Raw genomic sequence first — 24,717 nt, forward strand, 5'->3', positions numbered from 1 at the left:
GCCCTCAACGGGTCAGGAAGCCCTCGCCGACCAGCTCGCGCGCGACCGGCAGGTAGGTCGCCCGCAGCTGGTCGGCGTCGCCACCGGTGAGGTCGGCCACCGCGTCCAGGATCTGGCCGACCGTCAGCTCGCCGTCGCAGGCACCGACGAGGGCCGCCTCGACGGTGTCGACCTGGCGGGCGCGACGCAGGCCCCGCTGCTGGCGCAGCACGATGGTCGAGGGGTCCTCGGCCCCGGGCCGGCCCTGGGTCTCCTGGACGAGGTCGGCAGCGGCGACGAGGTGGGCGTCGGAGGTGACCTCGGCGGCCACCGCGTCGCCCCACGCGGCGAGGGCGGGGCCGATCGGCTGCTCGACGTCGTAGGGCCAGTCAAGGAGCTGGTGCCGACCACCGCCCGTGCGCCGCAGGTTGAGCCACCCGAAGCCGACACCCTCGATGCCCTGCTCGTCGAACCACGACAGCCAGGTGTCGTAGCGGCGGACGTAGTCGTCGCTGCCGTGCAAGCCGGCGTCCTTGAGCCACAGCTCGACGTACTCGCTGGGGTCGACCACCTCGCGCTGGACGACCAGCGCATCGCAGTCGGCGTCGAGCCACGTCGCGAGCCGCTCGTCCCACGCCCGCCCGCGCTCGATCACCCAGTTGCCGAGGACCTGGCACCAGCCGCCCTCGGTGAGCAGCTGCGGGGCCTGGCGCACGATGTCCTCGACCACGCGGTCGCCCGGCAGGCCGGAGTCGCGGTAGACGAGCCGCTCCCCCGTGGCCGGCGAGATCACGAACGGCGGGTTGGTCGCGACCAGGTCGAAGCGCTCGCCGCGTACCGGCTCGAAGAAGGAGCCTTCCCGCACGTCCACGTCGACCTCGTTGAGCGCGGCGTTGAGCCGGGTCATCCACAGCGCCCGGGTGTTGACGTCGGTGGCCACCACCTCGCGGGCGTGGGCCGCGAGGTGCAGCGCCTGGACCCCGCACCCGGTGCCGAGGTCCAGGGCCCGGCCGACCGGCTCGCGGATGGTCAGCTGGGCCAGGCTGGTCGAGGCGCTGGAGATGCCGAGCACGTGGTCGCTGCCGACGCGGTTGGGCGCGCCGTCGAGGCCCGGCGTGAGGTCGGAGACGATCCACAGGTCGTCCTCGTCGGTGCGGTAGGGCCGGCAGTCGAGCCGCGCCGCCACCTCCCCGACGCTCTGCTCGAGCAGCCCGGCGTTGCAGAGCCGGTCCACGAGGCCCGGCAGCGCCGCCTCGGCGGCGTCGTGCGACACCGGCGCCTGGAGGAGGAAGAGGCGGGTCAGGGTGGCCAGCGGACCGCCGTCGGTCGTACGCCGCAGTCCCGGCGTCGTCTCGTTGCGGCTCAGCGCGCGGTGCGCCGTCTCGCCGAGCAGGTCCGCGACGCCGTCGTAGGTGAAGTCCGCGGCGACCAGGGCGTCGCGCAGGGGGCCGGTGAAGTCGAGGCTCATGCGCTCGCTCCCCTCTCGTGGTAGCCGGTCATGGGTTCGCCGGAGCGCCACTCCGTGAGGGCGCCGCGGTAGATGCCGTGGCGCAGCTCGAGCTCGTAGCCGTCGTAGTGGGGCGCACCCATCGCGCGGGCGACGGCGAGCTCGGACTCGACGTCGTACGGGACCCGGGCGAACGACACCGACCACGGGGCCGGTTCCTGGCTGCCGACCTCGCCCTCGAGGATGCAGTACATCGGTGTCGGGTCGCCCATGCAGTTGCCGACGCTGCCGGTGTTGAAGGTGGTGCGCCCCTCGAGCTGGCACTCGTAGAGCGGGTCGTGCGTGTCGGCGTACCCCACCAGGTCGGGGACGGGCCCGTCGCCCGTGGCCTCGGTGTGGGTGAAGAGTCCCTCGAACTCCGCCTGCGTGCGCACGTAGCGCACCCGGCGGTGCACGGTCTCCTCGCTGGCGTGGAAGAGCCGTACGCGGCGTCCGCTCAGCCAGAAGTCGTGGTTGAACGGCAGCGCGCGCAGCCACTCCCCCTGGCCGGGACCGAGCTGGTCGAGCCAGAAGCGGAGCGCCTCGTTGTCGAGCTCGCGGTCCGGGTCGGGCAGGAAGTCGTCCCAGTTGCCGAGCAGGTTGACCTCGCAGCGCTCCCGGCACAGGTCGATGACCTCCCGACCCCGGGGCCCCTTGCCGACGTAGTCGCCGAGGTTGAAGATCCGCGAGATCCCGCGGCGGTCGATGTCCGCGAGGACGGCCTCGAGGGCGGTGAGGTTGCCGTGCACGTCCGAGACGAGGGCGATGCGCTCCATGGCCGCCATCCTTCCAGCCGCGGTCGTCGGACGTCTCCACCCGTCGTACGCCGCCGGCCGGCTGCCCCCGACGTGCTGCTGGCCCGCCGCGGGGTCGCGACGGGCCAGCAGGAGGAGCTGGTGCGAATCAGGTGGTGGCGTGCGGGTGCATCGACGAGCTGCCGGTGTTGTCGCCGTCGTCGCTGATGGCGACCCCGCGCCGCTTGGACACGTAGATCGCGCCCGCGATGATGGCCGCCGCCACGAGGGCGATGCCGATCCGCAGGGCGTCGTTCTGGTCCTTGCCGACACTCAGCGAGACGACCGCGCTCGCGATGAGCAGCGAGACGAGGTTCATCACCTTGAGGAGCGGGTTGATGGCCGGACCGGCGGTGTCCTTGAACGGGTCGCCGACCGTGTCGCCGATGATCGTCGCCTCGTGGGCGGGCGAGCCCTTGCCGCCGTGGTGACCGTCCTCGACCAGCTTCTTGGCGTTGTCCCAGGCGCCGCCGGCGTTGGCGAGGAAGACCGCCATCAGGGTGCCGGTGCCGATGGCACCGGCGAGGAAGCCGGCCAGGGGCGTCACGCCGAGACCGAAGCCGACGGCGATGGGCGCCAGGACGGCCAGGATGCCGGGGGTCACCAGCTCGCGCAGCGAGTCCTTGGTGACGATGTCGACGACCTTGCCGTACTCCGGACGACCGGTGCCCTCCATGATCCCGGGGATCTCGCGGAACTGGCGGCGCACCTCGAAGACCACGGCCCCCGCAGCCCGGGCGACGGCGTTGATCGCGAGCCCCGAGAAGAGGAACACCACGCAGGCGCCGAGCAGGACGCCGACGAGGACGGCCGGGTTGAAGACGTCGAACTGCAGGAACTCGTCCTGCGCCGGTTGGGCCTCGACGAGTGCCTCGAACACCGACGTGGCGTAGGAACCGAAGAGCGCGGTCGCCGCCAGCACCGCGGTGGCGATCGCGATGCCCTTGGTGATCGCCTTGGTGGTGTTGCCGACGGCGTCGAGCTCGGTGAGGATCTGCGCGCCCTCCGGGCTCACGTCGCCGGACATCTCGGCGATCCCCTGGGCGTTGTCGGAGACCGGGCCGAAGGTGTCCATCGCGACGATCACGCCGACCGTGGTGAGCAGTCCGCAGCCGGCCAGCGCGACGGCGAACAGCGACACCGTCAGGGCGGCACCACCGAGGAGGTAGGCGCCGAACACGGCGGCACCGATCACCAGGGTCGTGTAGACCGCGGACTCGAACCCGACGGAGAGTCCGGAGAGGATCACCGTGGCGGCACCGGTCAGCGACGTCTTGCCGACGTCCTTGACCGGGCGGTACTCGGTGCCGGTGTAGTAGCCGGTGAGGGCCAGGATGCCCGCGGACATCACGATCCCGATCACCACGGCTGCCGAGGCGATGAACCGGGGGTCGCCCTCGGCGGTGGCCAGGCCCTCGGCGATGTTGGTGAACTCGGAGAAGCTGCTCGGCAGGTAGACGTAGGACAGCACCACGCTGGCCACCGCGGCGATGCCCGAGGACAGGTAGAACGAGCGGTTGATCGTGGTGAGGCCGTTCTCGTCCGCCTTGGGCCGGGTGAGGTAGACCCCCGCCACCGCCGTGAGCGCGCCGATCGCCGGGATCAGCAGCGGGAACACGAGCCCCTTGTCGCCGAAGGCCTGCGAGCCGAGGATCAGCGCGGCCACCAGGGTGACGGCGTACGACTCGAAGAGGTCGGCGGCCATGCCGGCGCAGTCACCGACGTTGTCGCCCACGTTGTCGGCGATGGTCGCGGCGTTGCGCGGGTCGTCCTCGGGGATGTTCTGCTCGACCTTGCCCACCAGGTCGGCGCCGACGTCGGCCGCCTTGGTGAAGATGCCACCGCCGACTCGCATGAACATGGCGAGCAGCGCCGCGCCGAAGCCGAAGCCCTCGAGCACGTCGGGAGCGGAGTCCTGGAAGAACAGCACGACGAGGCTGGCGCCGAGGAGCCCGAGGCCGACCGTCAGCATGCCGACCATGGCGCCGGTGCGCAGCCCGATCGTCATGGCGGGCTCGCGCCCGGTGGTCTCGGCCGCGGCCGCCACCCGGAGGTTGGCGCGCACGGCGAGGTTCATGCCGAGGTAGCCGACCGCGGCGGAGAAGCCCGCACCGATGATGAAGAAGACCGAGCGGAAGATCCGCACGGTGGTGTCGTCGGCCGGGAGGACGAGGAGCGCGAAGAACGCGATCGCCGCGAAGATGGCGAGCGTGCGGAACTGTCGGGCGAGATAGGCGTTGGCGCCTTCCTGCACGGCCTTGGCGATGGTCTTCATGTTGTCGGTGCCTTCACCGGCGGCCATGACCTGCTGGCGGAACATCGCAGCCATCGCGAGCGCGGCGAGCGCGATCACGGCGACGGCGATGACCAGCACGAGATTGCCGCCAGTGAGCTCCGGCGTCACGACGACTGGGTTGATCCCCGTCATGTGCGTCCTCCTGGCAGTGGTCCAAGTGTGTGAACGCGCGGGAGTCTACGCAGGTGTGTCACAGATCACGTGCGACACGTGACGCGTGACACACGCGCAAAAAGAGCCCGCCGGCTCGCGTCGGGCGCGGCGTCGTACCGACGTCCCGCGTCCTGACGTCCGGGGCCACGTCCGACGCACCGTGCGTCGGGCGTGCGATCAGCTGGAGGCGACGGACGGGTCGGCGGAGTCGTGGATCACGAACACCTTCGCCAGACCGGTGATGCGGAAGATCTTGAGCAGCCGCTCCTGGCTGCAGATGAGCTCGAGGGAGCCGTCGTGGGCGCGGACCTTCTTGAGGCCACCGACCAGCACGCCGAGGCCGGTGGAGTCGAGGAACTCGACGGCCTCGAGGTCGATCACGATGTTGTAGCTGCCGGCACCGACGAGCTCGGTGATCTGGTCGCGCAGCTTGGGCGCCGTGTAGACGTCGATCTCTCCGCCCACCGCGACGACGGCACGGCCGTCCACCTCGCGGGTCGCAAGGGTCAGGTCCACGACTGCTCCAGGTCCGGAAGAAATGGGCACACGGAGCCAGTCGCCCCGAATGCTGTCGGCAGTATCAAACCACGTGCGCGACGAGCGTGCAGGCGTACCCGACAGCCCGCCCTCGCATGCAAGCCCGAGGGTGGTGGTGTCGGTGGGGTTTGCCAGACTCGACGACGTGGCCCTCGCGACTCCAGCACACCGCTCGGTCGCCGCCCTCGTCGACCGGCTCGCCGGCGTGCCTGGACGGGAGGGCCGACTGCGCCACCTCGAGGTGATGCCGCCCCGCGCGGCGCGGGTCGCCGACTGGCCGGCGTGGGTCCCGGGAGACGTCCGCGACGCCTTCGTGGCCGCCGGGATCGTGCAGCCGTGGCAGCACCAGGCCGCGGCCGCCGACGCGGCCCACGCCGGGCACCACGTGGCCCTCGCGACCGGTACGGCGTCGGGCAAGTCGCTCGCCTACCAGCTCCCGGCGCTCTCGGCGATCCGTGCCTCGCGGGGCGCCCGCGGCGAGCGCGGTGCCGGGGTCCTCTACCTCGCCCCGACCAAGGCGCTGGCCCACGACCAGCTGTCCACCATCGCCGGGCTCGGCCTCGACGTCCGTGCCGCGACGCACGACGGCGACAGCCCCCGCGAGCAGCGGGAGTGGACCAGGGACTTCGGCGAGTACGTCCTCACCAACCCCGACATGCTGCACCGCTCGCTGCTGCCCGGCCACGCCCGGTGGGCGTCGTTCTTCGCGTCCCTGCAGTACGTCGTCGTCGACGAGTGCCACCACTACCGCGGAGTCTTCGGCGCCCACGTGTCGCACGTGCTGCGCCGACTACGACGGGTGTGCGCGATGTACGGCGCGTCACCGACGTTCGTCCTCGCCTCCGCGACCGTCTCCGACCCGGAGGTCGCGGCCGGACGGCTGACCGGCCTGCCAGTCGAGGCCGTGACGGCCGACCACTCCCCGCGCGGCCAGGTGTCGCTGCTGCTGTGGGAGCCGCCTTTCGTCAACCACGCCGGTGAGCACGGCGCCCCCGTACGCCGCGCCGCGTCCTCGGAGGTCGCCGACCTGCTGGCCGACCTGGTCGCCGAGGACGTGCGCACCCTCGCGTTCATCCGCTCGCGGCGGGGAGCGGAGCAGGTCGCGCTGACCGCCGCCGAGCTGCTGGCCGAGGTCGACCCGTCCTTGCCGTCGCGGGTGGCGGCGTACCGCGGTGGCTACCTCCCCGAGGAACGCCGGGCGCTGGAGGCCTCGCTGCGCCGCGGGGACCTGACCGGGCTGGCCGCCACCAACGCCCTCGAGCTGGGCATCGACATCAGCGGGCTCGACGCCGTGCTGATCGCGGGCTTCCCCGGCACCCGGGCGGCCCTGTGGCAGCAGGTCGGCCGGGCGGGGCGCGGCGCGCAGGACGCGCTGGGCATCCTCGTGGCGCGCGACGACCCGCTGGACACCTACCTGGTGAGCCACCCCGAGGCGCTCATCGGGCGGCCGGTGGAGGCGACCGTCTTCGACCCCACCAACCCCTACGTCCTGGGCCCGCACCTGTGCGCGGCGGCGCAGGAGGCACCGCTGACCGAGGAGGACCTGCCGCTCTTCGGGTCGACGGCCCGCGACGTCGTCGAGCGGTTGGCCGAGAGCGGTCTGCTGCGGAGACGGGCCCGGGGCTGGTTCTGGACCGACCGTCGCCGCGCCAGCGACCTCGCGGACATCCGCTCGAGCGGGGGCAGCCAGGTGCAGCTCATCGAGTCCTCGACGGGGCGGGTCATCGGCACCGTCGACGGGGCGAGCGCGCACGGCACCGCCCATCCCGGCGCGGTCTACGTGCACCGGGGCGAGACGTGGCTGGTGGAGTCGCTCGACCTCGACGAGCACGTGGCGGTGATGCATCCCGCCGAGCCCGACTACTCCACCTCCGCCAGGGAGGTCACCGACATCTCGGTGCTCGCCGAGCGGGACCACCGGGCCTGGGGAGCGTGCCGGCTGTCCCTGGGCGAGGTGGACGTGTCGCACCAGGTGGTGTCGTTCCTCAAGCGGCGCCAGCCGGGCGGCGAGGTGCTCGGCGAGGAGCCGCTGGACCTGCCGGAGCGCTCGCTGCGCACGACGGCGGTGTGGTGGACCGTCCCCGCGGACCTGCTGGCCGAGTCGGGGTTGGCCGCCGCCGACCTGCCGGGGGCGGCCCACGCGGCCGAGCACTGCTCCATCGGGCTGCTGCCGCTCTTCGCCACGTGCGACCGGTGGGACATCGGCGGTGTCTCCACCGCGCTGCACGCCGACACCGGACGGCTCACCGTCTTCGTCCACGACGGGCACCCCGGGGGCGCCGGCTTCGCCGAGCGGGGGTTCGCGGCGGCCAAGGAGTGGCTCACCGCCACCCGGGAGGCGATCGCCGGCTGCGAGTGCGAGACGGGGTGTCCCTCGTGCATCCAGTCGCCCAAGTGCGGCAACCAGAACAACCCGCTCGACAAGCCCGGCGCGGTCGCGCTGCTGGACCTGCTGCTCACCCATGCCACGGGTGGGTAGCCTCTCCCCATGGTGATACTCGGACTGCTGCTGATCATCCTCGGCGCGATCGCGATCCTGTCGGCGGTCTTCGTGAGCGAGGGCAGCGGCGAGCTGCTGGGCGTCGACATGAGCTCGTTGGCGATCTTCCTGGTCGGAGTCGCCGCCGGCGCGGCCGTGCTGTGGGGCTACTCGATCCTCAAGTGGGGCACCCGGCGCAGCCTCGCGCACCGGCGTGAGCGCAAGGAGCTCACCCGCCTCAACGAGAAGCTCGAGCGGGTGGACTCCGAGCGACGCGACGACCACCCGACCACGCCCGACGAGCGCATCTGACGCAGGCCCCGGCGGGGGTCACTGCAGGCGGCGAGGGACGTAACCGGTCCACTGGTGCCCGGTCCAGACCTCCCACCCACCTCCACGGGGCGAGGGGTAGAGCCCGGGTGGATCGCGATCCGGCCGAGGCGGCTCGACCACCTCACCGGACGGGCGCAGGATCCAGGTCCCCGTCCAGTCCCACTGCACCCACCCCACAGTCAGCGGACCTCCCGGAGCGGCCCCCAGCCACCAGCGGCCCATCTCGTAGGTGGTCGTGGTGTAGCCACGCGCGAGCTCGGACAGCTGGACGTCACCGAAGCGGCGTACGGCGGCTGCGGTGGCGGCGGCCCCGATGCCGGCCACCACCAGCACCACCCCGACCGTGGTGAGGGCCAACCGGCGTCCGTCGGCGCCGAGGAGCACGGCCGCGACGACGGCGACCACCGACGCGACGCCGACCACGACGACCCGGCGCAGCGCCCCGGCCGCCGTGGGCCCCTCGACCCGTGGGGGGCTCGGCGGCACCCGCGGCACCTGACCGGCTCGGGCCGCCTCGGCGTAGCCCGGGACATCGCGCGGCTGCGGTGACGCCCCAGGTCGGCGGTGCGGGTCCAGCGGGCTCATGCGGATCGGGTCCCCCCGTCCCCGAGCGCGATCGCGCTGTCGTCGGCCGGACCGGCCCCGTGCGCCGGCACCGTCGTCAACGCGCGTCCGCACCTCATCGAGATCCCCCTCGTGCATGAGCGCCACAACGTAGGAACCCCATGGGGGTGACCGCAATGACCTCAATTGCCCATTGCCGATCCCCGCGATGTCGGCGTCGCCCACGCCTCACCCGTCACGGCGCGGGACCCGCCCGCGCCTCGGCCGTCACGTCGCGCGACCCGCCCGGCACCGCGACCCCGGGCACGGTGACGGCCACCCGCACGCTGTCCCCGGAGCGCACGCAGCCGACCAGGTCGGCCCCGTTGGCCCGGGCAGTCCCGGCCGCCGCTGCACAGGCATCGCCACCCTCCACCGCGGCGGTGGCCCCGGCGAGGGCGGAGAGGTCGGCGGCCGACTGCACGCGGCGCTGGGCGACCACGAGGGCGCTCACGCCGCCCAGGGCCAGGCCGAGGAAGAGCAGCAGCCCCGCCGCAGCCACGACCAGGAGGGTCGCGGCACCCCTCTCCGCCGCCGGCTGGCGGGAGCGCCGCAGCGCGTGGCCCCTCATCCACCCTCCTCCGCGACCGCCACTGCGGTGGAGTGCACCCGCACCGCGGGCAGGAAGTCGAAGAGCCCGCCCGGACCGTCGATCCTTGCGGAGGCCTCCACCCGCACCTCGCCGCCGGAGAGTCGGACGGACAGGTCCGCACCCGTCGGCGCGATCCGACGCCCGACGCCCTGGGCCGCGTAGATGCCGTCACCCCGGGCGGCGACCCGGGCGGCCTCGCGGGCCGCGTCGACGACGCGCACCTGCGCCGTGGCGGCCGCCAGCAGCCAGACGAGGCCGACCGTCACGGCGAGGAGGAGCGGGAGACCGAGCGCGAGCTCGGCCGTCACCGCTCCTCGCTCGGACCGTCGGCTCACCCGATGCCCAGCAGGCCCAGGACGTGGTCGAAGAGCGTCTTGAGGAGCCGGTCGCCGAAGCCGCCGCTGAGCAGCTGGTAGAGCAGGCCGGCGAACCCGGCCCCGGCGGCGGTGCCCACGGCGTACTCCGCGGTGGTGATCCCGCGCTCGTCGCGTCGGCCGGGTCGGAACGTCTCGTGCATGTCGTGTCCTCTCGGTGGTGCCCGGCACGGTGCCGGGTGGTGTCGGGGTCGACTCTGGGCGGCCCGACCGACGACCGGGGTCCGCGCGTCCGGGACTGTGGAGGGCGACCCCGCCACCCGCGGCTGTGGAGGGCTGGTGGCTCACGGCGTCGGCCGCAGCGTGGCCAGCAGGCCCGCCACCGTGGGCACGATCCCGATGAGGATGAAGGCGGGCAGGAGGCACAGTCCCAAGGGCACCGCGGCCTTGACGCCGACGGCCCGGGCGCGGTCCTCCACGGAGGCCAGGGCCTCCCGCTCGAGGTCGTCGGCGAGACGCCCGATCGCGTCGGCGACCGAGGTGCCGCTCGCCTCGGCGCGCGCGAGGGTGTGTCCCAGAGGTGCGAGCACGTCGTCCCGGGAGAGCACCTCCCAGACCTGGCCCGGGTGCGCCCCCACCCGCAGCCGGGCCAGCACGGGCTCCAGCCGGTCGGCGGCCGGTCCCGGGCAGGCGGCGCACACCGACGCCAGCGCCGCCGTCGGCGCTGCGCCGGACCGCAGCGTGGCCGCCAGGAGGTCGACGAGGTGCGGCAGGTCGCGTGTCGCTGCGCCGCGGGCGTCCCGGACGGCAGCGGACTCCGAACGCCCCAGCGCCACCCAGGCGGCGACGGCCGCGACCGGTCCGGCGAGGAGACCCAACGGTCCGGCGAGCAGGAGCGTCGCCGCGCAGCCCGCCAGGCCGGACAGCACCGCACGCCACCACGTCGGCCGGACCCGGGGCCGGGCCGGCAGCGCGTCGGGCCGGTCGTCCGGGCGGACCGCCTCCCACCGCGGCGGAGGCGGGACGGCCAGCAGGACAGCCAGCAGGGCGGCGCTGATCGCCACCGCGGTCACGGTCGGTCCACCCCGTCGGCGATGACCTCGATCCACCACAGTCCCAGGAGCCCGAAGGCCAGGCCCAGACCCAGGCAGCCCCACCCGACGGGGGTCTCGAGGAGGAACGCCCACGGGTCACCGCCGGCCCCGGACCCCATGGCCAGGGCCACCACCGGCAGCGTGGCGACGAGCCGAGCGGTCGCGCGAGCGGAGGCGAGCTCGGACGTCACCACCCGTCGGGTGCGACGGCGCGACCGGATCCGCTCGGCGACCCGCGCGAGGGCGTCCGCGAGCCCGTGCCCGGAGTGCTGGGAGACCTGCCAGGCCGACGCGACCACCCGCAGCTCGATGCCGCCCGGCACCTGCGCCAGGCGTCGCAGGGCCGCCGGGACGTCCGACCCGAGGGCGTGCGCCTCCACGACGGGCGCGAGTCCCGGCCACCGACCCGCGGCCTGGGCCAGGGCGGCATCGGGCGGGCGACCGGCGGCGAGCTCCGCCGCCACCACCTCGCACGCCTCCAGGACGTGCCGCGCGGTGGCGTCGGCCACGAGGCGAGCCCGACGCCGCCTCCAGATCCGCTCGGCGCCGAGCACGACGAGGCCGGCGACCGCGCCCAGGACGACCGCCCGCGCGGGAACGGCGCCTCCCACCGTGAGGGCCACGGCCGCACCGAGAAGGACCAGCAGGCCTGCCCCCCGGCGATGCCCCGCGAGAGGGCGAGCGTCCCCCGACCCGGGCCACGGTCGGGGAGGCGACGGGCACGCCAACCAGGCGGCCACCGCGGCCACGAGGGGCGCGAGCCACCACGCGAGCGACGTCACGGGGAGATCCGCCGGGACAGCTCACGGGCGGCCGGCCCGCGCTCGACCCGGCCGGCGGCGTCGAAGGAGACGGCGACCTCCAGGCTGACCAGACCGTCGGGGCCGCGGCGCGGGACCCCGACCTGGGCCACGCGGCGTACGCCGTCGGGACCTCGCGCCACGTGCACCACGACGTCGAGGGCGGCCGCGAGCTGGCTGTGCACCGCCGCCTGCGGCAGCCCGGCCGCCAGCGCCAGCGCCTCGAGGCGGGCCGGCACGTCGGCGGCGGAGTTGGCGTGCACCGTGCCGCAGCCGCCGGCGTGCCCGGTGTTGAGGGCGGCGAGCATCTCCACCACCTCCGCGCCACGGACCTCACCCACCACCAGGCGGTCGGGCCGCATCCGCAGGGCCTGGCGCACCAGGGTGCGCAGCGTGATCTCCCCCGCACCCTCGATGTTGGGTGGTCGCGCCTCGAGGCCGACGACGTGGGGGTGGGCGGGACGCAGCTCGCTGGAGTCCTCGACCAGGACCAGCCGCTCGCCCGGGTCGACCAGGGACAGCATCGCCGCCAGCAGCGTGGTCTTGCCGGTCCCGGTGCCGCCGGTGACGAGGAAGGCCGACCGGGCCGCCACGATCGCGGCCAGGAGCTCGGCACCCTCCTCGGTCACCGCGTGCCCCGCCACCAGGTCGGCCATGGTGAACACCCGGGCCCGGGGCACCCGCAGCGAGACCACCGTGCCCGGACGCGACGTCGGGGCGAGCACGGCGTGGAAGCGGGTGCCGTCCGGGAGGCGCACGTCGGCGTGCGGTGTGGCGTCGTCGAGCCGGCGGCCACCCGTGCCGGCCAGCCGTTGCGCCAGCCGGCGCACGGCGGCGTCGTCGGGGAACCGGACGCCGGTCAGCTCGAGGCCGTCCCCGCAGTCGACCCACACCTCCTCGGCGCCGTTGACCAGCACGTCGGTCACCCCGGGGCGCCGCAGCAGCGGCTCGAGCGGACCGGCGCCGAGCACGTCACGGCGCAGCTCGTCGTGCACGGCCAGCACCATGGCGTCGCCGACCGGTCGACCGGCGGCCCGGAGCGCCTCGGCCACGCGGTGGGGCGACAGGTCTCCGGGCGTGGCGGCGAGCCGCTCGCGCACCTCGTCGAGCACCCCGGGAGCAACGGTCGCCGGCGCCGTCATGCGGCCTCACCCAGCACCTGGCGAGCGGCCCTGGCGAGCGGCACCCGGTGGTGGCGCAGGGGTCCGAGGCCCAGGTCCACCGACTCCGGCAGGCCGCGCTGCTGCGGCACCTCGACGGCGACGGGCAGGCCGGTGGCCCGCTCGAGGTCGTCCCACGACACGCCGCCGGGGCGCACGGCCAGGCCGGCACCCGACACGGTGCCGAGCCGCTCGAGCAGCCGGATGGTCGAGGCGACACCGGCCAGGGTCGCGGGGACCACCACGAGGAGGCGGTCACACCTGGCCACCAGCTCGTCGAGCAGCGACCGGCCATGGCGGGCGAGGTCCAGCACCACCAGGTCGTGGCCGCGTTGCGCGGCGGCGACCGCCTCGCGCACGACGCCCGCCTCGGGCTCGACGACGGCGCCGGGCGCCCACGTGAGCACGCCGGGACCTGCCGCGGCGCGCGGCACCGCCTCCCGCAGGGACCGAGCCCCCAACCGCCCAGAGCCGCTGGCGAGGTCGCCCCACCGGACCCCGGCGACCGACTCCAGCCCGAGCACCCGGTCGAGCCCCGGGCCCAGGGAGTCGGTGTCCACGACCAGGGCAGCCCCGTGGGACGCACCCGCCTGGCCGAGGGCGCAGGCGAACGTCGAGGCGCCCGCCCCACCGGCACCCGCGATCACACCCAGGGTGCGGCCGCGCCCGGGAGCCTCCTCGGAGTCCGCCAGCAGGTCGACGAGCCAGGCCTCGCACGCCGGCAGCTCGCCCACGGTGCCGGCGCCGATGGCCAGCGCCGCCCGGAACACCCCGTCCCCCGGGGTCCAGCCGACGACGTGCACGCCGTCGCGCCGTCCGGGGCGCGCCGCGGCCACCTCGACGACCAGGTCTGCGCCGACCAGGACGAGAGGCGCGGACGGCCAGGCGGACAGCGCGGCGAGCGGGTCGTCGTACACGTCGGGACGGACGCCGGCGGCGGCGCTCAACCGGGCGACCTCGTCGGCGATGGCCCGGTCGCGGGTGAGCAGGATGGGTGGCATGGACCGAGGTTCGCCGGGTGCACCGACGGCGGGTCGGGCACGGCCCCGTGCCTGTGGACGACCGACCCGCGGAACCGGCCTGTGGACGGCCGGCGGCCCGCGTGAGCGCCCACCTCACGTCTCGCGCCTACGATGGCGCACATGCCCCGCCCCACCGCGGCCTTCTTCGACCTCGACAAGACGATCATCGCCAAGTCGAGCACGCTGGCCTTCAGCAAGCCCTTCCAGGCCGGCGGGCTGATCAGCAGGCGGGCGATGCTGCGCAGCACCTACGCCCAGTTCGTCTACCTGGTCGGCGGCGCGGACCACGACCAGATGGAGAAGATGCGGGCGTTCATGTCCGCCCTCTGCGCCGGGTGGGACGTCGCCACGGTCCGCGAGATCGTCGCCGACACCCTGCACAACATCGTCGACCCGATCGTCTACGACGAGGCGGTCAGCCTCATCGAGGAGCACCACCGGGCGGGACGCGACGTGGTCATCGTCTCGACCAGCGGCTCGGAGGTCGTGGAGCCCATCGGCGAGATGCTGGGCGCCGACCGGGTGGTCGCGACCCGCATGGAGATCGTCGACGGCAAGTACAGCGGCGACATCGAGTACTACGCGTACGCCGAGGAGAAGGCGCGCGCCATCGAGGACCTCGCCGAGCTGGTCGGCTACGACCTCGAGGGGTCCTACGCCTACAGCGACTCGGTCACCGACGTGCACATGCTGCGCGCCGTCGGCCACCCCCACGCCGTCAACCCCGACCGCGAGCTGCGCAGGACGGCCGTGGCGGAGGGGTGGCCGGTGCTGGTCTTCGACAAGCCGGTGGCCCTGCGCTCCAGGGTCCCCCTGCCGCCCGCCCGGACCACGCTGGCCGCGCTGGCCGTGGGAGGCGCGATGGCGGCGGGCGGCGTGCTGTGGGTCAACGCGCGCAAGCGCCGTGACGGGGCCTGAGCCCGCACCGATCGGCGCGGAAGTCAACCCTTGAACGCGCGCCCGCAGCGGCGTACAACGGAGACACACAACTCCACAAGCAGCACGTGAGCCCAGTACCCACGCGGCGATCTACCCTTCGCTAGAGGGTGCGAGTCACCGGCCACGACCGGGACAGCAGTTAGATGTTGCACGCTTGGTAGCCCGGCTTCACGTGTCAGCGACGGCACCTGATCTCACGATCAGGTGCCGTTCGCATGCGACGACCTACTCGGCCGCCCGCCGCAGCGGGGAGGCCTCCGCACCGGCGGCGAAGGCCTCGCTCGCGTAGAGCACCCACGCGTGCACGCCGCGAGGTCCGCCGTCGCGGTAGGCGCCCAGGTTGGACTCGTACTGCGCACGCAGCGCCAGGTGCCCGGCCTCCGGGACCACCAGCGACTTGGCGTCCACCCCGCGGGAGACCAGCACCAGCCGCTCGACCGCCCGGGCCACGATCCCGTTGTGGGACGCGAACGGCGCCGCGGTCGCCAGGTCGGCATGCACGACGGCCGCCACCAGCAGGGCCGGGGCCGCCGTGTCGGACAGCAGGAGCTCGGCGACCCCGCGCAGCCGGTCCGCCGACGCGGCGTCGCGTGGCCGTCCCAGCTGCTCGGGGTCCAGGACGGCCGAGCCGACGACGGCGTGGATGCGCGCGATGGCCTGCAGTGGCGCGGTCTTGAGCAGTGGGGACAGGGCCAGCAGGGAGGCGGACATCCGCACCGCGTCCGCAGCGACCTGGTCTCCGGCGCCCTCGCGCAGCTCGGCCAGCGTGGCCATCGAGCCCTCGAGGACGGCGGAGGCGTGGGCGCCGCGGAGCAGCGACTCGGCGGTCGTCTCCGGCGACGTACGCCGCAGTCCCCGGTCGCGGAGCATCACGTCGATGCCGTCACGGGCGGCGGCATAACCCGAGGGCACGCCTTCGAGGGCCACCAGCCAGGCCAAGGGATCGGTCGTCACGCGAGAAGACGCTAGTAGCCTGCAGGGGATGAGTGACGAGCAGCCCACCCCCGAGGACATCACGCGGTGGTCCGGATCCTTCGGGGCCGTGGCCGAGGCCTACGACCGGGGGCGCCCGTCGTACCCCGCCGAGGCGGTCTCCTGGCTCGTCGGCGGTGAGGCCAAGGTCGTCCTGGAGCTCGGGGCGGGCACCGGCAAGCTGACCCGGGAGCTGGTCGCCCAGGGGCACGCGGTCTACGCCACCGACCCGGACCCGGCGATGCTCGAGCTGCTCGAGGCGCAGGTCCCCGGCTGCAGCGCGAAGGTCGCGGGCGCCGAGGAGATCCCCGCCAACGACCGCTCGGTGGACGTGGTGGTCGCGGCGCAGGCGTTCCACTGGTTCGACCACGCGGTCGCACTGCCGGAGATCGCCCGGGTGCTCAAGCCCGGCGGCCACCTGGCGCTCACCTGGAACTTCTTCGACCAGCGGATCCCGTGGGTGCGCCGCCTCGTCGCGGCCATGGGCGAGCGGTCGATGACGTCGGCCTCCCACGAGGCGGTCGTGACGTCGAACCTCTTCGGCTTCGTGGAGGAGAAGACCTTCGCGCACTGGCAGGACGTCAACCGCGAGACCCTCCTGGACATCGTCGCCTCGCGTTCCTACATCTCCAGCCTCGACGAGGCGGCCCGCGAGGCACGCCTCGACAAGGTCCGCGCGTTGTACGACGACTACGGGCGCGGGCACGACGGGATGCAGCTGGCGTACCGCACCGAGTGCTTCCGCGCCCAGGTCATCGACCGTGACGAGGGCACGACCACCGATCCCGGCGACGGTGCGTCCCAGGAGGGTCCGATCGTCTCGGACGGCACCGACACCGACATGCTGCTCATCGACTTCCGGTAGGCAGCGCGGGCTCCGGGAGCTGCCCGCGGGCGCTCGGCGGCGTACGTGCTGGCCGACTCCTCCCGAGGCTCCTGAGTAGTCTCCGGGCATGGTGCGTCCCCGGCTCTGGCGACGGTCCGACAGCGGGCGCACCGCGCTCGGGTCCCAGGCCGACCGGGCGACGTTCCGGGCGCTGCACAACGCGTCACTGGCCAGCCCGGCGCTGCGCGCGGGCCTGACCGCCGACTCCGCCGAGCGCAGCCTCGGGCACCTCCGCGCCCTCCTCGGCACGCCGGCCGCCGCGCTCACCGACACCAGCGGTGTGCTGGCCTGGGACGGCTCGGGCCAGCACCACGTCGACGACGTGCCCCGGTTCCTGCCCGACCTCGTCGACACCGGACGGACCCGGGTGGCCGACCTCGCCTGCCAGCGCGCCCGGTGCGAGGTCCGCCAGGTCGTGCTCGCGCCGCTGGTCGTCGAGCAGACGATCGTCGGCGCGCTGGTCGTCGGGGCGGCGTACGCGACCGGCGGCCTGATCCGGGCCGCCGACGAGGTGGCCCTGTGGGTCTCCGGCCAGCTCGAGCTCGCGCAGCTCGACGCCTCCCGGACCCAGTTGATGGAGGCCGAGGTCCGCGCCCTGCGCGCCCAGATCAGCCCGCACTTCATCTACAACTCGCTGGGCGCCATCGCCAGCTTCGTCCGCACCGACCCCGACCGCGCCCGCGAGCTGCTGCTCGAGTTCGCCGACTTCACCCGCTACTCGTTCCGGCGCCACGGTGAGTACACGACGCTCGCCGAGGAGCTGAGGTCGGTCGAGCGCTACCTGCTGCTCGAGCAGGCGCGCTTCGGTGACCGGTTGCAGGTGACGCTGCGGATCGCGCCGGAGGTGCTCCCCGTGGCGGTGCCCTTCCTGTGCATCCAGCCGCTCGTCGAGAACGCCGTGCGCCACGGGCTCGAGGCCAGCGCCGACAAGGAGGACGGCGTCGGCCGGCTCAGCATCCTGGCCCGCGACCTCGACCAGGAGTGCGTCATCGAGGTCGAGGACGACGGCACCGGGGAGGACCCCGAGCGGGTACGCCGCGCGCTCGCCGGCGACGCCTCGATGGACTCGGTGGGCCTCGGCAACGTCGACGCGCGGCTGCGCAACGCGTACGGCGACGACTACGGCCTCGTCGTGGAGACGGCCCCCGGGGCGGGCACCAAGGTCATCGTGCGGGTCCCGAAGTTCGCGCCCGGCGTCGCCGCGCGGACGTGAGCCGACACTAGGCTGCGCCGCATGAGCCCCAGCGGCCTGCGCATCCTCGTCATCGACGACGAGCGGCCCGCCCTCGACGAGCTGACCTACCTCCTCGAGCGCGACGACCGCGTCGCCGGCGTGCTCGGCTGCAACTCCGCCACGGAGGCGCTGCGGATGCTGCAGGACCTCGAGGTCGACGCGGTCTTCCTGGACATCCAGATGCCCGGGCTCACCGGCCTCGACCTGGCCCAGGTGCTGTCCCGCTTCAAGTCGCCGCCGCCGATCGTCTTCGTCACCGCCCACGAGGAGCACGCGGTGTCCGCCTTCGAGCTGGCCGCGGTCGACTACGTCCTCAAGCCGGTGCGGGCCGAGCGTCTCGCCGAGGCCGTACGCCGCGTGGTCGACGCGGGCGCGCCGGCCCCGTCCGGCGACGCGCAGATCGCCGTCGAGCGCGGCGGGGTGACCCGCTTCGTCCAGCGCTCCGACATCACGCACGTGGAGGCGCAGGGCGACTACGCCCGGCTGCACACCAGCGACGGCTCGCACCTGGTCCGCACACCGCTGTCCACCCTGGCCGAGGAGTGGGCGCCGGCCGGCTTCGTGCGGATCCACCGCTCGCTGCTCGTCTCGCTCCCCCACGTCGAGGAGGTCCGCTCCGACGCGGGCCGGGTCTCGGTGTTGGTCGCTGGGCAGGAGCTCGCCGTCAGCCGGCGGCACACCCGCGAGCTGCGGGACCTGCTGACCCGGCGGACCCCGTGAGCGACGCCGGTCGCCCGGTCCGGGTCCGGGTCACGGGTCCCCCGCGACGGCGCGCGAGCGGCGTACGACCCACGGCGTCGCGCGAGATCGACGCCGACAGCGAGCTCGGTGCGGTCTACATGTCCTCGCTGCTCGGCGAGCAGCTGCGGCTGGCCGCGGGCGTCCTGGTCGCGCTGGTCCTCACCGTGGGGGTGCTCCCCCTGGTCTTCCACCTCTTCCCGCACCTGAGCGACCTGCGGCTGCTCGGCGTCCCGGCCCCGTGGCTGCTCCTCGGGGTGCTCGCCTACCCGTGGCTGCTGGTCCTGGGCTGGGTGTACGTCCGCCGGGCCGAGGCCAACGAGCGCGACTTCGCCGCGCTGGTGACCGACGACCCGGACGCCCCGTGAGCAGGATCCGCGTGAGCAGCACCCACGTGAAGAGGGTGCGGTGACCAGCGCCCCCGGCATCGTCGCGGTCGTCCTCGTCACCGTGGCGACGCTCGCCATCGGCACGTGGGGGCTGCGGTTCTCCCGGACCACCAGCGACTTCTTCGTGGCCTCCCGGTCGGTGCGACCGGGGCTCAACGCGAGCGCCATCGGCGGGGAGTACCTCTCGGCCGCGTCCTTCCTCGGCATCGCCGGCCTCGTGCTCGTCTTCGGCGCCGACATGCTCTGGTACCCCGTCGGCTGGACCGCCGGCTACCTCGTCCTGCTCGTCCTGGTGGCCGCCCCGCTGCGCCGCTCGGGCGCCTACACGCTGCCGGACTTCGCCGAGGCCAGGCTGGGCTCACGCCGGGTGCGCTCGCTGTGCTCGGCGCTGGTCGTCGGCATCGGGTGGCTCTACCTCCTGCCCCAGTTCCAGGGAGCCGGCGTCACCCTCGCGGCCACGATCGGCGCCCCGCCGTGGCTGGGGGCGGTCATCGTCGCGGCCGTCGTGCTCATCAACGTGACCTCGGGCGGCATGCGCAGCATCACCTTCGTGCAGGCGTTCCAGTACTGGCTCAAGCTCACCGCCCTGCTCGTCCCCGCCTGCGTGCTGCTGGCCGTCTGGGTCGGGGACGGCGCCCCCAACCCGGCCGACGCGGCCACGCCCGGCGACGCCTTCTGGTCCCTCCCGCTGGGCGACGGTGGCGGGCAGGGGCTCTACGTCACCTACTCGCTCATCGTCGCGACGTTCCTGGGGACCATGGGGCTGCCGCACGTGGTGGTCCGCTTCTACACCAACCCCGACGGCCGGGCCGCGCGGCGTACGACGCTCGTGGTCCTCGGCCTGCTCGGCGTCTTCTACCTGCTCCCCCCGGTGTACGGCGCGCTGGGACGGCTCTACGCGCCCGACCACGCGACCGGGGCCTCCGACACCCTCGTGCTCGAGCTGCCGCGGCTGATGGTCCCGGGACTGGGCGGCGAGCTGCTCACCGGCATGGTGACCGCCGGCGCCTTCGCCGCCTTCCTCTCGACCAGCTCCGGGCTGACCATCGCCGTCGCGGGCGTGCTCAGCCAGGACGTCGCCAGCCGCCGGCTCAGCGGGATCACGGCGTTCCGGGTGGCCGGTGTCGCCGCGGTGGTGGTGCCGTGCGCCGTCGCGATCGCCGCCCCCGACGTGGGCGTCGCCCGCACGGTCGGGCTGGCCTTCGCGGTGGCCGCCTCGACGTTCTGCCCGCTGCTGCTGCTGGGCATCTGGTGGCGCGGGCTGACCGCCGCGGGCGCGGTGGCCGGCCTGCTGGTCGGCGGCATCGGCTCCGGTGCCGCCGTGGGCTGGACGCTGCTGACCAGCGCGACCACCGGCTGGGCGGCGGTGCTGCTCGGCCAGCCGGCCGCCTGGAGCGTGCCCGCCGCGCTCGCCACGATGGTGGTGGTCAGTCGCGCCACCCGGTCCCGGATCCCGGCCCACGCCGGCCGGTTCATGGTGCGGCTGCACACCCCGGAGGCCGTGGACCTCGAGCGCTGAGGCGAGCCCCCTTCGCCGTCGGCTCGGCGACTCGGCGTACACGGGTCCTCCTCGTCTGGCATGCTGGGCGCCCCGTCGGGGGACGGGCACGGGGCACGGGGAGATGCATGACGACGTTCATGGTGATCGGGCTGGTCGGACTCGGCCTGCTCCTGGTCTCGCTCGTCGTCGGTGACCTCTTCGACGGCGCCCTCGACGCGCTCGCAGGGGACGCCTTCTCCAGCGCCGTGATCGGCGCCTTCGTCGCTGCCACCGGGTTCGGCGCCGCCGCGGTCCAGGGCACGGTCGGTACGGCGCTCGCGATCCCGGTCGGGCTGGTCACCGGCACCGCGTTCGCGTGGTTCGCGTGGTGGCTGACCCGGCTGCTGCGCGACGGCAGCAGCGACTCCACCCCCACGACCGACGACACCATCGGCCGCGACGGCCGGGTGATCACCCCGATCCCCGCCGACGGGCTCGGCGTCGTCGACGTCCTCGTCGGTGGCCACACGATGCGGCTCAACGCCCGCGCCGAGCAGCCGATCGAGCCCGGGACGGCGGTGCACGTCACCGGCGTCCTGTCGCCCACGTCGGTGACCGTGGCCCCGGTCTGGCCCGAGATCAGCTGACCCACCCACCCGCACACCCAGGAGAACCCCAGTGGACCTGTCCAGCCCCCTCGTGGCCGTCGGCGGCCTCGTCGCCCTCGTCGTCCTGCTCCTGCTGCTCGTCACGAGCCGCTACAAGGTGGCGGGGCCCAACCAGGCCTACATCGTCACGGGACGCAAGGGGAAGGCGGTGCTCAACCCGGAGACCGGCGCGCTGAGCCACGACCTGTCGGGGCAGAAGGTCATCCTGGGCGGCGGCGTCTTCGTCATCCCGTTCGTCCAGAAGCTCGCCACCCTCGACCTGTCCTCCCGGCGCATCTCGGTGCAGATCCGCGGCGCCGTCTCGGGGCAGGGCATCAAGCTCAACGTCGAGGGCGTGGCGATCGTCAAGGTCGGCGGCAACGCCGACCAGATCCGGCTCGCGGCCCAGCGCTTCCTCGCCCAGCAGAGCGAGATCGAGTCCTTCACCCAGGAGGTGCTCGCCGGCGCGCTGCGCTCCATCGTCGGCGGCCTGACGGTCGAGCAGATCATCCGCGACCGGGCGGCGTTCGCCCAGCGGGTCGCGGACGAGTCCGAGAACTCCCTCACCGGCCAGGGCCTCATCCTCGACACCTTCCAGATCCAGGACGTCACCGACGACGGCACCTACCTCGCCGACCTCGGCCGTCCCGAGGCCGCGCGCATCCAGCAGGCCGCCTCGATCGCCGAGGCCAACGCCCGGCAGGCCGCCGAGCAGGCCCGGATCGCCGCCGAGCAGGAGATCGCCATCTCCACCCGGACGCTGGCCCTCAAGCAGGCCGAGATCAAGGCCGAGACCGACGCCGCCTCGGCCACCGCCGCCGCCTCCGGCCCGCTGGCCCAGGCCGACCGCGACCAGGCGATCCTGCTGGAGCAGGAGAAGGTCGCCGTCCGCCAGGCGGCGCTGACCGAGCGCAACCTGGAGACCGAGGTCCGCAAGCCGGCCGACGCCGCCCGCTACAAGGTCGAGCAGGAGGCCGAGGCCCAGCGCTCCGCCGAGATCGCCGCCGCCGAGGCCCGCAAGGCCGCCACGATCGCGGCCGCCCAGGCCAAGGCCGAGGAGGCCCGGCTCAGCGGTGAGGCCGAGAAGTCGCGGCGTACGGCGCTCGCCGAGGCCGAGGCCATCGAGGGTGCGCGTCGTGGTGAGGCGGAGAAGGCGCGCCGTACGGCGGAGGCGGACGCGACCCGCGCCGAGGGTGAGGCCACCGCGGCCGCGACCCTCGCGGTCGGCCAGGCCGAGGCGGAGGCGATGGACAAGCGCGCCGACGCGTTCGCCCACTACAACGACGCCGCCGTCCTGCAGATGCTCATCGAGGTGCTGCCGCAGATCGCCCGCGAGGTCGCGGCGCCGATGGCCGCCATCGACCAGCTCACCGTGATCTCCTCCGACGGTGCCGGCGCCCTGCCGCGCCAGGTCAACGACAACGTCGTGCAGACCCTCAACATGCTCAAGACGTCGACCGGCCTGGACCTCGAGGCGCTCATCAAGAAGTCCGTCGGGAAGGCCGCCGGGACGTCCAACGGCACGGAGCGCGACGCGCTGGCGGAGTCGCCCTCCGCCTGACCCGCGGCCCCCCGGTGGGGTCTCGCCCTCCGTCGACCGCCGGCGGAGGGCATGCGGGCACCGGGGCGGCCGACCGCTCGTCGTACGCAACCGACCGCTGGGCGACGCGGCGCCCCCGCCCGCCGACGTACCGGCGAGGACCCCTCCCCGCCCACGTGAGCACGGTGCGACCGTGACGGCGGTCACACATCGGTGACCCCGCGTGGAAGGAATCCCCGTGACACCCGAGACCCACGAACAGGCCGCGCGCCACGACCCGGTCTACGACCGCCTGCACGAGACGTCGGAGTTCACCGAGCTGCGTCGCCGCTACCGCGGCTTCGTGATCCCGGCGACCGCGGCGTTCCTCGCCTGGTACCTGCTGTACGTCGTCATGTCGAACTGGGCGCCGGACTTCATGGCCACCCAGGTCGTCGGCCACATCAACGTGGCCCTGGTCTTCGGGCTGCTGCAGTTCGTGACCACCTTCGCCCTGGCCTACGTCTACAGCCGCTTCTCCAACGCCAAGCTGGACCCGCTGGCCCGCGACCTCGAGCAGTCGTACCGCGACCAGGTCGGCACCGACGCGAAGCGGGGCCAGGCATGAACGACCAGGTCCTCACCACCGTCCTGTTCCTCGCGGTCGTCGCGCTGACGATCGGGATCACCTTCTGGGCGAGCCGCCAGACCAAGACCGCCGCCGACTTCTACTCCGGCGGCCGCTCCTTCTCCGGCTTCCAGAACGGCCTCGCCATCGGCGGCGACTACATGTCGGCCGCATCGTTCCTCGGCATCTCGGGAGCCATCGCGCTCTACGGCTACGACGGCTTCCTCTACTCGATCGGCTTCCTGGTCGCCTGGCTGGTCGCGCTGCTGCTCGTCGCCGAGATGCTGCGCAACGCCGGTCGCTACACGATGGCCGACCAGCTGGCCTTCCGGATGAACCAGCGCAAGGTGCGCACCGCGGCGTCGATCTCCACGGTCGTCGTCTCGATCTTCTACCTGCTGGCCCAGATGGTCGGCGCGGGCACGCTGGTCGCGCTGCTGCTCGGCGTCGACAGCCAGGCGATCAAGAACATCACCATCATCGGTGTCGGCGTGCTGATGATCTTCTACGTCGTGGTCGGCGGCATGAAGGGCACGACGTACGTCCAGATCACCAAGGCCGTGCTGCTGATGCTCGGCTCGGCGCTGATCGTGGTGCTGGTGCTCAAGGAGTTCAGCTTCAACCTCTCCTCCCTGCTCGGCGCGGCGGCGGAGAACTCCGGCAAGGGCGAGGCGTTCCTGCAGCCCGGGCTCCAGTACGGCAGCACGCTGACCTCGCAGATCGACTTCCTGTCGCTCGGCCTGGCCCTCGTGCTCGGCACCGCCGGCCTGCCGCACATCCTGATCCGCTTCTACACCGTCCCAACGGCGCGCGACGCCCGCAAGTCGGTGCTCTGGGCGATCGGCCTGATCGGCGTCTTCTACCTGATGACGCTGGTCCTGGGCTTCGGTGCGGCGGCGCTGCTCTCCCGCGACACCGTCGACCCGGTGGAGGGCGGCAACCAGAACCTCGCCTCCCCCCTGCTCGCCGAGGCGGTCGGTGGCGGCGAGGGCTCCACGGGCGGGGCGATCCTGCTCGCGCTCATCGCGGCGGTGGCCTTCGCGACCATCCTCGCGGTGGTCGCCGGCCTGACGCTGGCGTCGTCCTCGTCGGTGGCGCACGACCTCTACAAGGGGGTCCTCAAGAAGGACGAGCCGGTCAGCGAGAAGGACGAGGTGCGGGTGGCCCGGATCGCGGCCTTCGTGATCGGAGCGATCGCGATCGTGCTGTCCATCCCGGCCCAGCGCCTCAACATCGCCTTCCTGGTGGCCCTGGCCTTCGCCGTCGCGGCGTCGGCCAACCTCCCCGCGATCATCTACAACATGTTCTGGCGGCGCTTCAACACCCGCGGCGCCACGTGGAGCATCTACGGCGGGCTCGTCTCCGCCGTCGGGCTGGTGCTGCTCTCCCCGGTCGTGTCGGGGCTGCCCACCTCGCTGTTCCCCGACTCCGACTGGGCGATCTTCCCGCTCAACAACCCGGGCATCGTGTCGATCCCGCTGGGCTTCCTGCTCGGCTACCTCGGCACCATCTCCAGCCGGGAGCCGGCCGCCGAGGACCGCTTCACCGAGCTCGAGGTCCGCGCCCTCACCGGGGCCGGCGCCGAGGGTGCCGTGCACCACTGATCGACCCACCACGACGTCCGGACCGGCCCCCACCAGCAC

Annotated in this window: 25 protein-coding genes; 12 read left to right on the forward strand and 13 right to left on the reverse strand. The window is 73.7% G+C overall.

Annotated features, from left to right (window positions below; translation table 11 throughout):
- Positions 1–4: 4 nt before the first annotated feature.
- From ASG94_RS08070 to ASG94_RS08085, 4 genes are all read right to left on the reverse strand, one after another.
- Entirely contained in the window at positions 5–1,447 is a 1,443-nt protein-coding gene (locus ASG94_RS08070) for a DUF7059 domain-containing protein (protein ID WP_056925765.1), read from the reverse strand.
- On the reverse strand, positions 1,444–2,241 hold the full coding sequence (locus tag ASG94_RS08075) for a metallophosphoesterase family protein (RefSeq protein WP_056926378.1): 798 nt from the start codon (positions 2,239–2,241) through the stop codon (positions 1,444–1,446). The genes ASG94_RS08070 and ASG94_RS08075 overlap by 4 nt, the downstream gene beginning before the upstream one ends.
- Before the next feature lie 127 nt (positions 2,242–2,368).
- Positions 2,369–4,687, reverse strand: a complete 2,319-nt coding sequence (locus ASG94_RS08080; RefSeq protein ID WP_056925766.1) for a sodium-translocating pyrophosphatase — start codon at positions 4,685–4,687, stop codon at positions 2,369–2,371.
- Positions 4,688–4,885: 198 nt separating this feature from the next.
- Positions 4,886–5,224, reverse strand: coding sequence for an STAS domain-containing protein (locus tag ASG94_RS08085; RefSeq protein ID WP_056925767.1), 339 nt, complete (start codon positions 5,222–5,224; stop codon positions 4,886–4,888).
- A 166-nt stretch (positions 5,225–5,390) separates the two neighbouring features.
- Between ASG94_RS08085 and ASG94_RS08090 the strand changes: the two genes are divergently transcribed.
- Positions 5,391–7,724: a DEAD/DEAH box helicase gene (locus ASG94_RS08090; protein WP_056925768.1), complete on the forward strand. Its 2,334-nt coding sequence runs from the start codon at positions 5,391–5,393 to the stop codon at positions 7,722–7,724.
- Between the two features lie 9 nt (positions 7,725–7,733).
- Positions 7,734–8,036, forward strand: coding sequence for a hypothetical protein (locus ASG94_RS08095; protein ID WP_056925769.1), 303 nt, complete (start codon positions 7,734–7,736; stop codon positions 8,034–8,036).
- A gap of 18 nt (positions 8,037–8,054) precedes the next feature.
- Here the strand turns inward: ASG94_RS08095 and ASG94_RS08100 are convergent, their stop codons facing one another.
- The 8 genes from ASG94_RS08100 to ssd form a co-directional block, all read right to left on the reverse strand.
- Entirely contained in the window at positions 8,055–8,543 is a 489-nt protein-coding gene (locus tag ASG94_RS08100; protein WP_056925770.1) for a hypothetical protein, read from the reverse strand.
- A gap of 313 nt (positions 8,544–8,856) precedes the next feature.
- Entirely contained in the window at positions 8,857–9,231 is a 375-nt protein-coding gene (locus ASG94_RS08105; RefSeq protein WP_056925771.1) for an Rv3654c family TadE-like protein, read from the reverse strand.
- Entirely contained in the window at positions 9,228–9,560 is a 333-nt protein-coding gene (locus ASG94_RS08110; protein ID WP_200958032.1) for a TadE family type IV pilus minor pilin, read from the reverse strand. The genes ASG94_RS08105 and ASG94_RS08110 overlap by 4 nt, the downstream gene beginning before the upstream one ends.
- Before the next feature lie 23 nt (positions 9,561–9,583).
- Positions 9,584–9,769 carry a DUF4244 domain-containing protein gene (locus ASG94_RS08115; RefSeq protein WP_056925773.1) on the reverse strand — a complete coding sequence of 62 codons (186 nt, stop codon included), beginning with the start codon at positions 9,767–9,769 and terminating at the stop codon, positions 9,584–9,586.
- Between the two features lie 141 nt (positions 9,770–9,910).
- Positions 9,911–10,630 carry a type II secretion system F family protein gene (locus ASG94_RS08120; protein WP_235537172.1) on the reverse strand — a complete coding sequence of 240 codons (720 nt, stop codon included), beginning with the start codon at positions 10,628–10,630 and terminating at the stop codon, positions 9,911–9,913.
- Between the two features lie 5 nt (positions 10,631–10,635).
- A complete protein-coding gene (locus ASG94_RS08125; RefSeq protein ID WP_056925775.1) occupies positions 10,636–11,283 on the reverse strand; it encodes a type II secretion system F family protein in 648 nt (215 codons plus the stop codon).
- Positions 11,284–11,438: 155 nt separating this feature from the next.
- Complete coding sequence (locus ASG94_RS08130) at positions 11,439–12,602, reverse strand: TadA family conjugal transfer-associated ATPase (RefSeq protein WP_056925776.1); 1,164 nt, start codon at positions 12,600–12,602, stop codon at positions 11,439–11,441.
- Complete coding sequence (gene ssd / locus ASG94_RS08135) at positions 12,599–13,621, reverse strand: septum site-determining protein Ssd (protein ID WP_056925777.1); 1,023 nt, start codon at positions 13,619–13,621, stop codon at positions 12,599–12,601. The genes ASG94_RS08130 and ssd overlap by 4 nt, the downstream gene beginning before the upstream one ends.
- 141 nt (positions 13,622–13,762) lie before the next feature.
- On the opposite strand from ssd, the gene ASG94_RS08140 reads away from it, so the two are divergent.
- Positions 13,763–14,560 carry an HAD family hydrolase gene (locus tag ASG94_RS08140; RefSeq protein ID WP_082624094.1) on the forward strand — a complete coding sequence of 266 codons (798 nt, stop codon included), beginning with the start codon at positions 13,763–13,765 and terminating at the stop codon, positions 14,558–14,560.
- A gap of 246 nt (positions 14,561–14,806) precedes the next feature.
- Here ASG94_RS08140 and ASG94_RS08145 read toward each other — a convergent pair whose 3' ends face one another.
- On the reverse strand, positions 14,807–15,535 hold the full coding sequence (locus ASG94_RS08145) for a hypothetical protein (protein ID WP_056925779.1): 729 nt from the start codon (positions 15,533–15,535) through the stop codon (positions 14,807–14,809).
- Positions 15,536–15,563: 28 nt separating this feature from the next.
- Here ASG94_RS08145 and ASG94_RS08150 point away from each other — a divergent pair, with 28 nt between their 5' ends.
- From ASG94_RS08150 to ASG94_RS08190, 9 genes are all read left to right on the forward strand, one after another.
- Positions 15,564–16,418 (forward strand): class I SAM-dependent methyltransferase, encoded by an 855-nt coding sequence (locus ASG94_RS08150; RefSeq protein ID WP_056925780.1) that lies wholly within the window; start codon positions 15,564–15,566, stop codon positions 16,416–16,418.
- An 88-nt stretch (positions 16,419–16,506) separates the two neighbouring features.
- Positions 16,507–17,652, forward strand: coding sequence for a sensor histidine kinase (locus ASG94_RS08155; RefSeq protein WP_056925781.1), 1,146 nt, complete (start codon positions 16,507–16,509; stop codon positions 17,650–17,652).
- A gap of 21 nt (positions 17,653–17,673) precedes the next feature.
- On the forward strand, positions 17,674–18,393 hold the full coding sequence (locus tag ASG94_RS08160) for a LytR/AlgR family response regulator transcription factor (RefSeq protein ID WP_056925782.1): 720 nt from the start codon (positions 17,674–17,676) through the stop codon (positions 18,391–18,393).
- Positions 18,390–18,779, forward strand: a complete 390-nt coding sequence (locus ASG94_RS08165) for a hypothetical protein (protein ID WP_056925783.1) — start codon at positions 18,390–18,392, stop codon at positions 18,777–18,779. Before ASG94_RS08160 ends, ASG94_RS08165 begins: the two co-directional genes overlap by 4 nt.
- 40 nt (positions 18,780–18,819) lie before the next feature.
- Positions 18,820–20,319: a sodium/solute symporter gene (locus tag ASG94_RS08170; protein ID WP_056925784.1), complete on the forward strand. Its 1,500-nt coding sequence runs from the start codon at positions 18,820–18,822 to the stop codon at positions 20,317–20,319.
- A gap of 107 nt (positions 20,320–20,426) precedes the next feature.
- Positions 20,427–20,927 (forward strand): NfeD family protein, encoded by a 501-nt coding sequence (locus tag ASG94_RS08175; RefSeq protein WP_056925785.1) that lies wholly within the window; start codon positions 20,427–20,429, stop codon positions 20,925–20,927.
- 31 nt (positions 20,928–20,958) lie between these two features.
- A complete protein-coding gene (locus ASG94_RS08180) occupies positions 20,959–22,488 on the forward strand; it encodes a flotillin family protein (RefSeq protein WP_200958033.1) in 1,530 nt (509 codons plus the stop codon).
- A 217-nt stretch (positions 22,489–22,705) separates the two neighbouring features.
- On the forward strand, positions 22,706–23,074 hold the full coding sequence (locus ASG94_RS08185; protein ID WP_056925786.1) for a DUF485 domain-containing protein: 369 nt from the start codon (positions 22,706–22,708) through the stop codon (positions 23,072–23,074).
- On the forward strand, positions 23,071–24,678 hold the full coding sequence (locus tag ASG94_RS08190; RefSeq protein WP_056925787.1) for a solute symporter family protein: 1,608 nt from the start codon (positions 23,071–23,073) through the stop codon (positions 24,676–24,678). The genes ASG94_RS08185 and ASG94_RS08190 overlap by 4 nt, the downstream gene beginning before the upstream one ends.
- Positions 24,679–24,717 lie beyond the last annotated feature (39 nt).

Source organism: Nocardioides sp. Soil805, from assembly GCF_001429625.1.
Taxonomy (GTDB): domain Bacteria; phylum Actinomycetota; class Actinomycetes; order Propionibacteriales; family Nocardioidaceae; genus Nocardioides.